Source organism: Photobacterium sp. MCCC 1A19761 (assembly GCF_037389125.1).
GTDB lineage: Bacteria > Pseudomonadota > Gammaproteobacteria > Enterobacterales > Vibrionaceae > Photobacterium.
This window is the reverse complement of the sequence record NZ_JAZGTF010000023.1, coordinates 100,868-114,555: the sequence shown is the minus strand read 5'-3', so window position 1 is coordinate 114,555 and position 13,688 is coordinate 100,868. Positions and strand designations below refer to the sequence as shown.

Below are 13,688 nucleotides of genomic sequence, written 5' to 3'. Positions count from 1 at the left end.
AACGCGGTCGGTCGTCTATCCCATCTCGTTCGGATGTCGCTACGACAGCATGGTTGTCCTCTTGCGACGCGGCTCAGTCTACAGTATCTGTCTCCATATTCAAATTGTTGCACTTTCATTGTTATTCGTTTTGCTCTGTTCGGGGATACACTCGACATTTTTGTAAACAGGACAATCGTTAGTGGTATTGGCCGTTGTGGACTATTCAACAAAGCCTGGATTTTCGCGAATTAAATCAATTGTCTGTTTACAGCAAGGGCGTACACTTTGAATAAAGGTAATCGAAATGCGGTGAATAGAATGAAACGGATATCAGTCTTTGGGGTGGCGCTCCTGGCTTTGTTTGGATGCAGCGAGCAGGTGCCGACGGAGGCGCTGGGAACGCTGGAGCGTGACCGTGTCACGCTGACGGCAACCTCCAGTGAAATTGTGCGAGAGCAACCAATCAAAGAAGGCGAATTTGTCACGCAGGGCCAGGTGCTGGTGAGACTTGACGACAAACAGCAACTGGCGGTCCTTGCAAGGGTGAAGGCCGAAGAAGCAAAAGCTGCGGCTTATCTGCTACGGCTGACCAACGGTGAGCGCCCGGAAGATATTGCTGCGGCTCAGGCGAACCTGGTGCGAGCTGAAGCAACGTTGCGTGAGGCTAACAGTAATTATGGCCGGATTGCGCGTCTGGTTGAGCAGCGGTTGGTGAGCTATTCAGAGCGGGACAAAGCCGTGGCTGAACGGGACGCAGCACAGGCCGATTATCGCTCTGCCAGTGAGCAACTGGCCAAACTGACCAGCGGGGAGCGTCCGGAAGATATTACTCAGGCCAAAGCGGCGCTGGATGCCGCCCAAGCGGAAGTCGTTTTGCAGCAGCAGATTCTGGAAGATTTGACTGTGGTTGCGACGCGGGACGGCGTGTTGGACAGCCTGCCGTACAACGTGGGGGAGCGGGTCAGCAGCGGGAGTATTGTTGCCGGCATTCAGGCCGATACCGTACCGTATGCCAGAGTGTATGTGCCGGAGCCTTATCGGATTCGGCTGAAGGCGGGCGATGTACTCACAGTTCACATTGATGGCTTGGAGCAGAGCTATACCGGAACTTTACGCTGGATTGCGATGGAGCCTGCATTTACGCCGTACTACGCACTGAACGAACAGGATCGCGCTCGCCTGGTCTATCTGGCAGAAGTCGATTTGCCGCAAGAGGCCAAGAACTTGCCTGCCGGGGTGCCGGTGCAGGTGGAGATGCCGCTATGACGGACTATGCCATTGTTGCGGAGCAGTTGACGCGAAAGTTTGGTGACTTTACAGCCGTCAACAGCCTGGATCTCAAAGTGCCGAAAGGCATCATTTATGGCTTTTTAGGTCCGAACGGTTGTGGAAAATCAACTACCATCCGAATGCTGACCGGCCTGCTGAGCCCGACCGCTGGCACCGTTAAGGTGCTGGGGCTGGACATTCCCCGCGAAGCTGAGGCGCTCAGGCTGCGCATTGGTTATATGACCCAGAAATTCTCGTTGTATGAAGATTTGACGGTCCGGGAAAATCTCGATTTTATCGGCCAGATCTTTGGGATGTCACGCAAGGAGCAGAAGGCGAGGATCGCCGAGCAGCTTTCAACCTATGGTCTGGACCGCCTGGCGCGGCAACGTGCGGGAAGTATGAGTGGTGGGCAAAAGCAGCGCTTAGGCCTTGCTGCGGCAACCATGCACCGGCCCAGCTTGCTGTTCTTGGATGAGCCGACTTCTGCGGTCGATCCGGAAAACCGGCGCGACTTCTGGGAAAAACTGTTTGACCTCAGTGATCAGGGCACCACGATTCTGGTGACCAGCCATTACATGGATGAAGCTGAGCGCTGTCACGGTCTGGCAATTATGGAAGCGGGGGTGGTCCGGGCCGACGGGCCGCCGGAAGTTTTGATGAACAGTATGGGCGTGAATGTGGTGGAAGTGCTGGCTGATCAATTGCGTTCGTTGAAAACGGATTTGTTGAAAAAGCCGGAAGTTCGCTCTGCCGCGCAGCTGGGGATCCGTCTGCGGGTGTTGATCGACCAGCGTGTGTCGGATCCGTTGCACTGGATCGTGTCTGAATTTCCTCATTTAGCGCACTGTGAAATGAGTCTTGCCCGGCCGAGCCTGGAAGATGTGTTTGTGACCAGTACCGGGGAGGGACGACAATGAAAAGCGTGTTCCGGATGAGCGCCATCATGATCAAAGAGTTCCGTCAGCTGTCCCGGGATCGGATCACCTTCGGGATGGTGGTGATGATCCCGCTGATCCAGCTGATGCTGTTTGGCTATGCCATTAATACCGATGTGCGGAATATTCCGGTGGCCGTGGTGGATCAAAGCCACTCTGCGGTGGGACGGGTGATCACCGAAGCGGTGAAAGCGACGCAAGTGGTGACGGTGACCCGACATTTCCCGACGGTGGTGGAAGCCGAACAGGCGATTAATGCGGGGCAGGTCAGGGCGGTGCTGGTGTTGCCGTCGGATCTGACCCAGCGCATTGTGAAGCGGGAGACGGTCGGCCAATGGCTGGTGGATGGCTCTGATACCATGGTCAGCTCCGCACTGTTGCAGTTGCAACGCATGCCTTTGCAAGAGCTGGCGAATTACCAGCCGCCCAGTGCATCGACTTTTGAAGTTGCCTTGTACTTTAACCCGTCCCGGCGCTCAGCCGTGAATATTGTGCCGGGGCTGCTTGGGGTGATCCTAACCATGACCATGGTGCTTTTTACCTCGGCTGCGATTGTCCGTGAGCGTGAGCGGGGCAACTTAGAACTGCTGATCACCACGCCGGTCCGGCCGCTGGAGCTGATGATTGCGAAGATCATTCCTTACATCTTCGTTGGCCTGATCCAGGTGGGGATTATTCTCGGTCTGGGACACCTGATTTTTGATGTCCCGATCAACGGGGCGCTGTCTCAACTGTTGCTGGGCACCTTGCTGTTTATTGCGGCCAGTTTGACGCTGGGATTGATGATTTCAACGGTGGCTCAAACACAGCTGCAGGCGATGCAGATGACGGTCTTTATCCTGCTGCCATCCATTCTGTTGTCCGGGTTTATCTTCCCTTATGAGGCGATGCCGAATGTGGCGCAGTGGATTGCAGAAGTCCTGCCCGCGACGCATTTTATGCGCATGATCCGCGGGATCGTCTTGCGCGGCGCTGATTTGATGGAACTTTGGCGTGATGCATTGTGGATGGTTGGCTTTACCATGCTGGGCTTGTTGTTGGCGTCACTGCGATTCAAGAAATCATTGGATTAGGGGTTGGGAGATTGGTGTGATGCGCTGGACATCCAATTGTCATGCTGCTGTGGTGACATAAGCTTCTGAGTTAAAAAAGGTGGCCGGGACACATTCATGAAGTTCACAATTGAATGGGGGTAAAATTGCTGGATTCCGGTCCCGACCACTAAAAATAAACGCGGAAAAAGATCGTCGGTAAGTGAATTGCCGTCACAATTGGGGTTACGTGTTGTACTCGGTTATTGTTACGTTAAAATAGGAAGTTAAAAACAGAACAAATAAAATATTAAGGTTCCTCTTTTATGAGCAGTCAGCGACTGAAAGCCCAGTTCCAGCGTCTTTATAATCACTTTTCCGGCGAAGATTGTGAGACGAACTTGCAGGATATTGCTGAGGTCCTGTTCTGTACCCGCCGTAATGTGCGGATGGTCATCAATAAAATGGTGGAGAAGGGCTGGATCGACTGGCAACCTGCCGTCGGCCGGGGGAAACAGTCAAAGCTGGTTTTCCAAAGTTCAGACACCGAACTGCAATACATGCATGCCCGTAAACTGGTCGCCGAAGGGAAGCTGGAACCTGCCCTAGAGGCGCTGGGCAACAACGCGGACAAGCTGGCGCAGTTAATTCAGGAACAACTGGGACACACTACGGCCCAGGGGCGACAGATTCTCCGCTTACCGTACTACCGGCCTTTCAGTAATTTGAATCCGCTGCACCCGCTGCGTCGCTCCGAGCAGCATCTGGTTCGCCAAATCTTTAACGGCCTGACCCGAATTAATGAGGAAAAAGAGGAAGTCGAAGGCGATTTAGCCCATCACTGGGAAGCCCTGTCACCGCGGCACTGGCGGTTCTATATTCGCCCGGCGGTAAAATTCCATGATGGCCGTTTGCTCGACTGCCAGGACATCATTGTGACCCTGGAGCAGGTCCGTAAGCATCGCTTGTTCAGGCATCTCAGCCAGGTTGATTCACCGTTCAGCAATACCATTGATATTCATTTGAGCCGGGATGATCACCGGCTGCCGGCTTTAATGGCGAATCTGCTGGCGGTGATCCAGCCGGCAGATACCGATCATGACAAGGAAAATGAGTTGTTTCCGATTGGGACCGGGCCGTACCGGGTGATCCAGAATGACAAGCAGCGCTTTAAACTCGAAGCCTTCGATCAGTATTTCGGGCTTCGGGCGTTGATTGATGTGGTCGATATTTGGATGCTGTCGGAAGTCGCGTCGTGTTTTCTCCAGCCGATGACGGAAGGCAGCCAGTTGCAGGAGATGACGGTATCGGCCCGGCTTAAGTTGGACGAAGGCTGTAACTATCTGTTGCTCAATCGTATCAACGGTCTGGCCAGTCAGCAGGAATGGCTGGCGTATTTGCGCACGCACCTGACGCCGCTGAATATCATGCAGCGTCTGCAACAGGACAAAATCGGTGATTTCCGTTTGATCAACGCTTACGGTTTGCTGCCGGGTTGGGCCCATGTCCCGTTGAGTCAGGCAATTGCGCCGCCACCGTCGAAGCGGATTGTCACGCTAGCCTATCCCCAGCAGCATCCGGTTTATCCGCATGTGGCTGAAGCGATTCGGGATATCCTGTCCGCCGATGGCATCAAGATCAAGGAGCTGGAGCTCTCGACCGGGGAAATTCAGTCGGGCAAACATGCGGATAAGATTGATATCTGGCTCGGCGGAATGAGCCTGAGTAATTATCGGGATGATGCGATCCTGTCCTGGTTCTATAGCTTTGATCATATTGCCCGGGTGATGCCGGAAGAAGAATTCGAGGCCCTGGATCAAGCCGTGGTGCGCTGGCGTGCTGACAAGCAACAGGCGTCACCCTGTCAGCAAATTGGGGCGAAGTTGGTGGAAAGCGGACAGATCCTGCCGCTGTTCCATAATTGGCTCGGGGTTGATAACAATGGTTCAATCCAGGGGATGCAGTCCAATTCCATGGGGTGGTTTGATTTCAAGTCCGTCTGGGTGAAGCCGACCCAATAGCCGTTTTTGACATTGTTTCAGCAGGCATTGATTGTCATCTTGCTGGCACGTTTCGGTCATTGTTTTGTCATCCCGGGTGATTACAAAGAGAGGGTCAAAGCCACTGATTGCGACGGAGAAGAGACGATGCCTGACTTTGAGCCGAAAGATGTCGATCTGACAGAAGACAATAGCTGGGATGACTACCCGGATGACGTTGAGCTGGATGTTGAAGACTGGCTGGATAATGAAGATTTGAATGACTTCGAATAAAGTGCGTTCCGGGGTGTGACCCATTCGAACAGGGCGGGATGATCCCGCCCTGATTTTTTGTTTCGTAATTGCCTTGCTACTTCCTTTATCGCCTTATTATTGGCTGGTGGTCAGTTCAGGTTTCCAGTCCTGACGGCTGAACCATTGACCAATCGGACGCCACACGACATCGATCATTGATTGATACCAGGGGGCAGATGTCGCGCTTTCTGCAGCTAAAATGGGCTGTTCTGTCAGGAGCTCCTCGTTCAGATACCATTCTACTTTGCCGACTTGCTGGCCTTTTTCCACCGGCGCTTCAAGGTCATTGTCATAAAAAACTTTGTACTCGATGTTTTTGCGCTGTCGGCGCGGGACGGTGATGGTCCCGCCATCCGCAACTTCCAGGCGAATACGGGAAGGGCTGCCGTACCAGACTTTCAGGGTGTCCAGATCTGAGGGTTTGAATTCCGGGGTAATGTCCTGAAAGAAGCGAAATCCCCAGGTGAGCAGTTTTTTGCTCTCGGTACTGCGGGCGCTGACGCTTTCAGTGCCCATGACGACCGCAATCAAGCGCTGACCGCTCTGCTCAGCGGATGAAACCAGACTATAGCCGGCTTGCTTGGTATAGCCGGTTTTGACCCCGTCGACGTTCAACGTCGTATCCCACAACAGTGAGTTGCGGTTCCCTTGCTTAATTTTATGGAACGTGAAGGACTTCTCTTTAAACAACGGATAAATCTCGGGGAGATCCCGAATAAAAGCGCGGGTCAATAAAGCCATATCATAGGCGGTAGTCACCTGATCGTCGGAATCCAGCCCGTGCGGGTTCGCAAAGTAGGTATTGTCCATGCCGAGTTTTTCAGCGTAGCGGTTCATCATTTCAATGAAGGCGGGTTGATGTCCGGCCACATGCTCTGCCAGGGCAACGGTTGCGTCGTTGCCGGAAGAAATGATCACACCCCGGTTCAGATCATACACGCTCACTTCATCCCCGACATCAAGAAACATCTTGGAAGAGCCGGGAAATTTCTGGCTCCAGGCATTTTCACTGATCACCACCCGGTCATCTGCGGCGATGTGGCCGGCTTTCAGTTCTTGTCCGACGACATAGCTGGTCATGATTTTAGTCAGGCTGGCTGGTGCCAGTTGATCATGCGCATGTTCACTGGCCAGGATTTGTCCGGAGTTGTAGCTCATCAGCACCCAGGCTTTGGCAGCAATTTCGGGTGGGGTGGGCATGGCGGTATGTTCTTCCGAAAATGTAGGGAGACTGACACAGAGCGTCGATAACAGGGGGAGGATGGTCAGGAAATTCTTAAACTTCATAGCTCTAAACCCTTCATCGCAAGTGGTAACGCTCTATTGAGCTTAGTAAAAACTTGCAAAGGGCAGGATAAATTTTACCTGTTTGTTCACCTGTTGATTTATCGAGTTGTAAAGAGGGAGGTGTGCTTGTTAGAGGTATGTTGTTGCTTTTCAGGAACTTGTTGGGGTGTTCACGTTAATGCCATCAGGGGATGTGTAAACTGGCTGCAGGACAGTTGCAAATGGAGTTGGACAGAGCATGAAAGCAAGATTTTTATGGTTATTCGCCGGCAGCTTGTTAGCTTCACCGGCCCTGGCCGCTGGCGGGGAGCTCGACTTGACGCAATCGACCGTCGGTTACGCATCCTTGCTGGTGTTTGGCTTGGCTTATTGCCTGGTGATGGGCGAGGAATTTTTACAGCTTCGCAAGTCAAAACCGGTTTTGCTTGCGGCCGGGATTATCTGGTTGATGATTGGGGTTGTTTACCAGCAGATGGGGCAGGCCGAAGCAGCGAAAGAAGCGTTGGAGCATAACTTACTGGAATACGCCGAGTTGTTACTGTTCCTGCTGGTGGCAATGACGTATATCAATGCGATGGAAGAGCGGCGATTATTCGATGTGCTGCAATCCTGGATGGTCAGCAAAGGTTTTAACTTCAGGGCGCTGTTTTGGTTAACCGGCCTGCTGGCATTTTTCATTTCTCCCGTTGCGGACAACCTCACGACTGCCTTGTTGATGTGTGCCGTGGTGTTGAAGGTGGGTGGTGAAAATAGCCGCTTTATCAACCTGGCGTGTATTAACATTGTCATCGCAGCCAACGCGGGTGGGGCGTTCAGCCCATTCGGGGATATTACCACGCTGATGGTCTGGCAGGCGGGGCTGGTGACGTTTATGGAGTTCGGGGATCTGTTTGTACCGTCCTTGGTCAATTACTTGCTCCCGGCCTTGATCATGTCTTTGTTTGTGCCGAAGACACAACCGGATACGGTGAGTGAGTTTATTGAGCTCAAACGCGGTGCACGTCGCATTGTGCTGCTGTTTATCCTGACGATTGCTACAGCGGTTGGCTTCCATGGCATGCTTCATTTCCCGCCGGTGGTTGGCATGATGATGGGGCTTGGCTACCTACAATTTTTCGGATTTTTCCTGCGTAAAACATTGCCGGGCTCATTGGCGAGGAAACGAGCGGTTGCCCTGGCCAATAATGATGAGGCGGCGTTAAGACGATTAGGTTCTGTGGTGCCGTTCGATGTTTTCAAGCGGATCTCGCATGCAGAGTGGGATACCCTGTTGTTCTTTTACGGCGTTGTGATGTGTGTCGGAGGACTGAGCTTGCTGGGCTACCTCGGATTGGCGTCGGAAGTGATGTATACCCAGTGGAACCCGGTGTGGGCCAATGTCATGGTGGGCTTACTCTCCGCTATTGTTGATAACATTCCGGTGATGTTTGCGGTGTTAAGTATGCAACCTGAACTTTCAGCGGGGAACTGGTTGTTGGTTACGTTGACTGCCGGGGTCGGCGGCAGTCTGCTGTCGATTGGCTCGGCTGCCGGCGTCGCATTGATGGGAGCTGCACACGGCAAGTATACTTTCGTTGGTCACCTGAAATGGATGCCGGTCATTGCACTGGGTTATGTCGGGAGTATCGTCTGCCACCTGCTCATGAATCAACATCTCTTCTAATCACCGGTGGAATGGCATCATCGTAAGCGGGACTGATAAGCGTGTCGCCCACGCGCCATTGGCTAAGGGCGGCACGCTTTTTTACGCTTTCTATGATCTTCCTCAAAAATAATGTTGAATATTTGTGTTGTTTTTGTGAATTCTTATCGGGGGCACTGCGGCTTGACTAAACTTAAAATGGGTCGGGGAATCGTGGAGGCAGCGATTATGTTAGCTGAACGTCGGCAGTTTATCCTGCCAGGGCAAAAAGCGTTACACGCAAATATCACCGTTATTCCAACGGGTGAACTGGAAGTGAAGATTCAGGAAGAAGCGCATCCGTTAAAAGCAGATTTTGAAGAGTTGTATTTTTATTCTGCGGGGAATGGGACTGAGCTGGTTTGTAAAGCGCCGCTCGAGTCTGACTCTGTTCGTTGGCAATTGCATCTGGAGAATAAAGATGCCAGAGAGTTGGCGAAATTGATTGAATTAGCAGAAGAAGAGCTTGAAATTCTGATGCGGGATCTTTGAGGAATGATCACTTCCTGAGAGACGAATACGAGCTGGATACTAAGGCCTTGATTTTTATCAAGGCCTTTTTTTCCGTCACAGATTTGTCTGACTTAAATAATTATGCGCCAAGTTTCATGCTATAACTCTTAAGGGTAAACAGGAAAATTATAATTAAAACCAATAATGAATACTTCAGGGTGATGTCATTGGATAAAAAATACTTAATACATAAATAAATCATGAAGGTGTGGCTATGTTTAGGAATTTAAGTCTGGGCGTAAAGATTGGGATGGGTTTTTTCGTTGTTCTTGGGCTGTTATCGATTGTGCTGGCGATTAGTATTATGGCACTGAGAAGTACGGAGCAAGGCATCGAAAATTATCGGGAATTAGCCCGGGACACGAATCTCGCCGGACGCCTGCAAGCCAATATGCTGATGGTCAGAATGAACGTAAAAGATTATTTGATGATCCGTCAGGAGCAAAAGCTGGCTGAATATCGGGATTATCAGGAGAAAATGAATGCTTTTCTCTCGGAAGCAAAAAATAGTATTCAGAGTCCTGAACGCGCAGCAATGATCAGTCAGGTTGAAACTTCGATTAAGGCTTACCAGCAGGCATTTGATCAGGTTGTTTCGCTGACGAGTCAGCGGGATGAGATCCTCTCTCAGCAGGTGGTTCCTGCCGGTGACACGATGCGCCGGCTCTTGTCGACCCTAATGGATTCCGCGTACGAGGATGCGGATACCCAGGCTGCGTATTATGCGGCAAAAGTGCAGGAGAAACTCTTGTTGGGCGAGATGTATGTCGCACTGTTTATAAACTCCGGCAGCTCGGAAGACTATAACAAGGCATACCAGACTCTGGGCAGTGAACTCCGCCAGGAACGGGATCGCCTCACCAGCCTGCTACAAGATGCGGGGCAGCGCCAGCTACTGACCCAGTTTAATCAGAGCCATCAGCAATATCTGGAGAGCCTGTCGTCCGCCCATACGGTCATCGAACACCGTGCTGCGCTGGTCAATCAGCAACTGAATCGGATTGGCCCGGAAGTTGCCGAGTTAGTCGAAGCCGTGAAGTTGTCTGTGATGCGGGAGCAGGATCAGCTTGGCCCGGCTTTAAAGGCGAGAACGGTTGACAGTATCAACCTGAATCTATTCCTGTCCTTTGCCGCGATTGCGGTAGGCGTTCTGGCGGCTTACCTGCTGACCATCACTATCACCCGGCCAATCAAACAAGCTGTGTTAGCGGCAAATCAGCTGGCAGAAGGGGATTTGACGGTCGATATTCCCCATACCGGGGAGGATGAAACCGGCCGGTTGCTGGAAGCCATTCAAAATACCTGTGAACAACTGCGGCATATGATTACGACAATTTCCGGCGCCAGTGTTGAATTGGCCTCGGCAGCCGAGGAGCTGGCTGTCACGACGGATCAGGCCAGTCGCGGTATCGTGGAGCAGGAACGGGAAACTGAGCTTGTCGCAACGGCGATGAACGAGATGGCCGCCACGGTTCATGATGTTGCCGATAATGCGGCGAAAGCTGCCGATGCTGCCAATCAGGCGGACAATGAAGCCAGTACCGGGAATGAAGTAGTGGCGCAGACCATTGCCTCGATTAATGTGTTGTCCGATCGCGTCAGTGATTCTTCTGAAAAGCTGCATGAAGTTGAGCAAGAGGTCTTGAACATTGGCCGCATCCTCGATGTGATCCGGGAAATTGCGGAGCAGACTAACTTGTTGGCTCTGAACGCCGCCATTGAAGCTGCCCGTGCCGGTGAACAGGGCCGTGGGTTTGCCGTGGTTGCCGATGAAGTTCGTAGTCTGGCGCAACGTACACAGACATCAACGTCAGAGATACAAACCCTGATCGAGCAGTTGCAATCTGGAATGAGAACCGCGGTTACGGTGATGGGTCAGGGGAAAGATCAGGCCGATCGAAGTGTGGCGCAGGCCGCTAACGCTAGCGCTGCGCTTGAAGCGATTACCCGCGCGGTAACCTTGATCAATGATATGAACATGCAAATTGCCAGTGCGGCTGAACAACAAAGTTCAGTCGCCGAGAGCATTAATAAAAACGTCGTGAACGTCAAACGGATTGCTGAAGAGAATGCGGTGGCAGCCGGGCAGAGTAAAAATGCCAGCAGCGAGATTGCACAGCTGTCTGAACAGCTCAAAATGCTGGTGGAGCGCTTTCGGGTTTAACAGCGCGCTTGTTCATGTTTCATTCATGGTTGGGTGGTTAGACTGCCAACTAAAATGAAACGATTGATTGAAAAGCTGAGCGCGCGAAAACACTGCGAAGGGGCTGTTATGAAGAAATATGTTGCGAGTGCGATTTCCCTGATGGTCGGCCTGGTTGTCCTTGCGGTCGCCGGTCTGCTGGCCGCGGTTATGATGGTCGCTGGTCTGATTGCATTGCCGTTTGTCCGAATGAAAGTCAAACGCGCCGTGGCTGCGAATGGTAAAACCGGCACATGGGAACCGGGTGATCGTGGAACGGTGATTGAAGGCGAATTTGACGACATTACCCAAAAAGCAACATCATAACGTTTGACGTAGTCCATTCAATATTGAAAAAAGAAAACGCCAGCAATCATTGCTGGCGTTTTGTTTTGGGCTGGCGTTTTGTCTTGGCAGACCGGAAACGACATTGCGCGTTAGATTCTGAATTTACTGACTTCAGAGTTCAGGTGTTGGGCAATGTCGTTCAGCTCTTCAGATAGACGCTGCGCTTCGTTGGCTTCGCCGGACAGCTGATCAGAGACATCATTCACGGCTTGCGTGTTGCGGCTGATTTCATCCGTCACGGCTCGTTGCTCTTCTGCGGCGCTGGAGATCTGGGTCGCCATATCAGAAATTTCCTGAATTGACGCCGTGATCTGCTCCAGTGCCCGGGTCGCATTGTTCGCTTCTTCCACGCTGTTGGTCGCCAGCTCCTGGCTTTGGGCCATAGTTTCGACCGCGCTGTGAGTATTGCGCTGCAGCGTTTCAATCATGCCGCGAATCTCTTCGGTGGAGCTGTGGGTCCGTTGAGACAGCACCCGAACTTCATCGGCAACCACAGCAAAACCACGGCCCTGCTCACCGGCACGAGCGGCTTCAATGGCAGCGTTCAAAGCCAATAGGTTGGTTTGTTCGGCGATACCCTGAATGGTCGAAAGGATTGCGTTGATGCCTTGGGCATTATGCTCCAGCTCTTTAATGATCCCGGACGCATTTTCGACGTGATCTGCAAGATCGGTAATGGATTGCTGATTGCGCAGGATAACGTCTTTCCCTTCGTTACAGCTTTCCTGGGATGCCCCGGCAGCCCCGGCAGTTTGCTCAGCATGGCTGGCAACTTCCTGAGCGGTGGCGGACATCTCATGAATGGCCGTCGCGATTTGCGAGATCTCATTCACCTGCAAGCTCAGGGCTTCGTTGGTTTGCAGCGCCAGGTTATGGCTGGCTTTTGCCTGTTGGGAAAGTTGCTCAGACGAGCCGGAAATGCCGGTGATCGAACGATGCAGCTTCTCAATAAAGGCGTTGACATGTTTGCTCAGACGACCAATCTCATCATCTTTATCGAACTGGATACGACGAGTCAGATCGCCGTTACCATGTGACAAGTCGGCCATCGCCTCGGAGAGCGTATCCAAAGGTTTCAGGGCTTTGGCAATCAGTAAAGCAGCAACCGCCAAAGTCAGCAGCAACTGAACCACAGCGCCAACCAGTGCGTCGGTTAAGGCTTCCTGAACCGGTGCATACGCCAGAGGCTTGTCGATAATCAGTGAGAAATACCAGTCTGTTCCCGGAATCTGCTTAATACTGACCAGGCTCTCAACCCCGGAGACATTCAGTGTCGTCAAGGTATTGCTTGCCGCGGATTTCTGGATAAAGGCCGAGTCAAATGCCGCGCCCATTTCTGTGGTCGGCTTCAGTGTCAGGGACTTGTTCGGGTGAGCGATGATCGTGCCGTCACGGCTAAACAGTCCGGCGTAAACACCTTCCTGTTCGATGGCCAGAATGTCGGAGACCAGCATCTCGATCGAGACATCCCCGGCGATGATCCCGCTGTTCATCTTGGCACTAAACGGCTCTGCAACCGAGACGATGAGCTTGCCGGACGCTGCGTCTTTGTAGGGTTTAGTGACAATCAGCCCGTTCTTTGCCGTGGCTGCCTGATACCAGGGACGTTGTCTCGGGTCATAGCCGGCGGGAAAATTGACGGGTGTACCGGTGATCATTTGTCCTTGCTGGGTACCGGCATACACCAGATCGAACTGACCCGAGTCCATCGCTTGTGCCAGGGCCGGGATCGGCTCCGCACTTTGGTTAAACCCTTTCACGGAGGCCCGGACAATGGCGGTTTTATTATCCAGCCATTGGCTGATGGTACTGATGTTAGATTGGGTGAGAGATTGTGCTAGTTCTTGTGTTGATCGGTTGGTTTCTTCTGTCAGGCGCTCACGGGTGAGCCAGATCTGAATCGTGGCGGTCAACAGAATGATCCCTGCGAAGGTCAGGGCGAGTTTATTTTTGATAGAAAGGTTCAAACTTCCATTCCTCTTGTTTTTACGGGAATTTGCGCGGCAATGCTGGATTGCTCATATCGCGAACTGTTTATTATTATTCATCCATGGACGACTCGCTGGCGGTTCACCCTCCTCAAAATGGTCGCTGAGTAATTATTGTGTCACAGAATTGTTCTCTATGGTGATTTTTTGCAACAAAATATTTGCCTGATAAGTA

At 52.2% G+C, this 13,688-nt stretch carries 11 protein-coding genes; 9 read left to right on the top strand and 2 right to left on the bottom strand.

Annotated elements, in window-relative coordinates; genetic code table 11:
* Window positions 1-300 precede the first annotated feature (300 nt).
* The 5 genes from VV869_RS18585 to VV869_RS18565 all read left to right on the top strand — a co-directional run bounded on the left by VV869_RS18585 (window position 301) and on the right by VV869_RS18565 (window position 5,493).
* A complete protein-coding gene (locus tag VV869_RS18585; RefSeq protein WP_337736403.1) occupies window positions 301-1,248 on the top strand; it encodes an HlyD family secretion protein in 948 nt (315 codons plus the stop codon).
* On the top strand, window positions 1,245-2,171 hold the full coding sequence (locus tag VV869_RS18580) for an ABC transporter ATP-binding protein (protein WP_337736402.1): 927 nt from the start codon (window positions 1,245-1,247) through the stop codon (window positions 2,169-2,171). Before VV869_RS18585 ends, VV869_RS18580 begins: the two co-directional genes overlap by 4 nt.
* The gene (locus tag VV869_RS18575) at window positions 2,168-3,262 is read left to right on the top strand and encodes an ABC transporter permease (protein ID WP_337736401.1); all 1,095 of its coding nucleotides are present in this window, start codon (window positions 2,168-2,170) and stop codon (window positions 3,260-3,262) included. The genes VV869_RS18580 and VV869_RS18575 overlap by 4 nt, the downstream gene beginning before the upstream one ends.
* Before the next feature lie 284 nt (window positions 3,263-3,546).
* Complete coding sequence (gene sgrR, locus VV869_RS18570) at window positions 3,547-5,241, top strand: HTH-type transcriptional regulator SgrR (RefSeq protein ID WP_337736400.1); 1,695 nt, start codon at window positions 3,547-3,549, stop codon at window positions 5,239-5,241.
* A gap of 126 nt (window positions 5,242-5,367) precedes the next feature.
* A complete protein-coding gene (locus VV869_RS18565) occupies window positions 5,368-5,493 on the top strand; it encodes a hypothetical protein (RefSeq protein ID WP_337736399.1) in 126 nt (41 codons plus the stop codon).
* Window positions 5,494-5,589: 96 nt separating this feature from the next.
* Here the strand turns inward: VV869_RS18565 and VV869_RS18560 are convergent, their stop codons facing one another.
* On the bottom strand, window positions 5,590-6,801 hold the full coding sequence (locus VV869_RS18560) for a D-alanyl-D-alanine carboxypeptidase family protein (protein WP_337736398.1): 1,212 nt from the start codon (window positions 6,799-6,801) through the stop codon (window positions 5,590-5,592).
* 238 nt (window positions 6,802-7,039) lie between these two features.
* Between VV869_RS18560 and nhaD the strand changes: the two genes are divergently transcribed.
* The 4 genes from nhaD (at window position 7,040) to VV869_RS18540 (ending at window position 11,504) form a co-directional block, all read left to right on the top strand.
* Window positions 7,040-8,464, top strand: a complete 1,425-nt coding sequence (gene nhaD, locus VV869_RS18555; protein WP_337736397.1) for a sodium:proton antiporter NhaD — start codon at window positions 7,040-7,042, stop codon at window positions 8,462-8,464.
* A 207-nt stretch (window positions 8,465-8,671) separates the two neighbouring features.
* Window positions 8,672-8,974, top strand: a complete 303-nt coding sequence (locus VV869_RS18550) for a hypothetical protein (protein ID WP_337736396.1) — start codon at window positions 8,672-8,674, stop codon at window positions 8,972-8,974.
* A 235-nt stretch (window positions 8,975-9,209) separates the two neighbouring features.
* Window positions 9,210-11,159 carry a HAMP domain-containing methyl-accepting chemotaxis protein gene (locus VV869_RS18545; protein WP_337736395.1) on the top strand — a complete coding sequence of 650 codons (1,950 nt, stop codon included), beginning with the start codon at window positions 9,210-9,212 and terminating at the stop codon, window positions 11,157-11,159.
* Window positions 11,160-11,267: 108 nt separating this feature from the next.
* Window positions 11,268-11,504: a hypothetical protein gene (locus tag VV869_RS18540; protein ID WP_337736394.1), complete on the top strand. Its 237-nt coding sequence runs from the start codon at window positions 11,268-11,270 to the stop codon at window positions 11,502-11,504.
* A 110-nt stretch (window positions 11,505-11,614) separates the two neighbouring features.
* Here the strand turns inward: VV869_RS18540 and VV869_RS18535 are convergent, their stop codons facing one another.
* Entirely contained in the window at window positions 11,615-13,492 is a 1,878-nt protein-coding gene (locus VV869_RS18535) for a methyl-accepting chemotaxis protein (RefSeq protein WP_337736393.1), read from the bottom strand.
* Window positions 13,493-13,688: the final 196 nt, after the last annotated feature.

Excerpts from the sequence above, each read along its gene's own strand:
- VV869_RS18580 (WP_337736402.1), top strand. The coding sequence starts at position 1,245 with ATGACGGACTATGCCATTGTTGCGGAGCAGTTGACGCGAAAGTTTGGT.
- VV869_RS18540 (WP_337736394.1), top strand. The coding sequence starts at position 11,268 with ATGAAGAAATATGTTGCGAGTGCGATTTCCCTGATGGTCGGCCTGGTT.
- VV869_RS18545 (WP_337736395.1), top strand. The coding sequence starts at position 9,210 with ATGTTTAGGAATTTAAGTCTGGGCGTAAAGATTGGGATGGGTTTTTTC.
- VV869_RS18550 (WP_337736396.1), top strand. The coding sequence starts at position 8,672 with ATGTTAGCTGAACGTCGGCAGTTTATCCTGCCAGGGCAAAAAGCGTTA.
- VV869_RS18575 (WP_337736401.1), top strand. The coding sequence starts at position 2,168 with ATGAAAAGCGTGTTCCGGATGAGCGCCATCATGATCAAAGAGTTCCGT.
- VV869_RS18560 (WP_337736398.1), bottom strand. The coding sequence starts at position 6,801 with ATGAAGTTTAAGAATTTCCTGACCATCCTCCCCCTGTTATCGACGCTC.
- nhaD (WP_337736397.1), top strand. The coding sequence starts at position 7,040 with ATGAAAGCAAGATTTTTATGGTTATTCGCCGGCAGCTTGTTAGCTTCA.
- VV869_RS18565 (WP_337736399.1), top strand. The coding sequence starts at position 5,368 with ATGCCTGACTTTGAGCCGAAAGATGTCGATCTGACAGAAGACAATAGC.
- sgrR (WP_337736400.1), top strand. The coding sequence starts at position 3,547 with ATGAGCAGTCAGCGACTGAAAGCCCAGTTCCAGCGTCTTTATAATCAC.
- VV869_RS18585 (WP_337736403.1), top strand. The coding sequence starts at position 301 with ATGAAACGGATATCAGTCTTTGGGGTGGCGCTCCTGGCTTTGTTTGGA.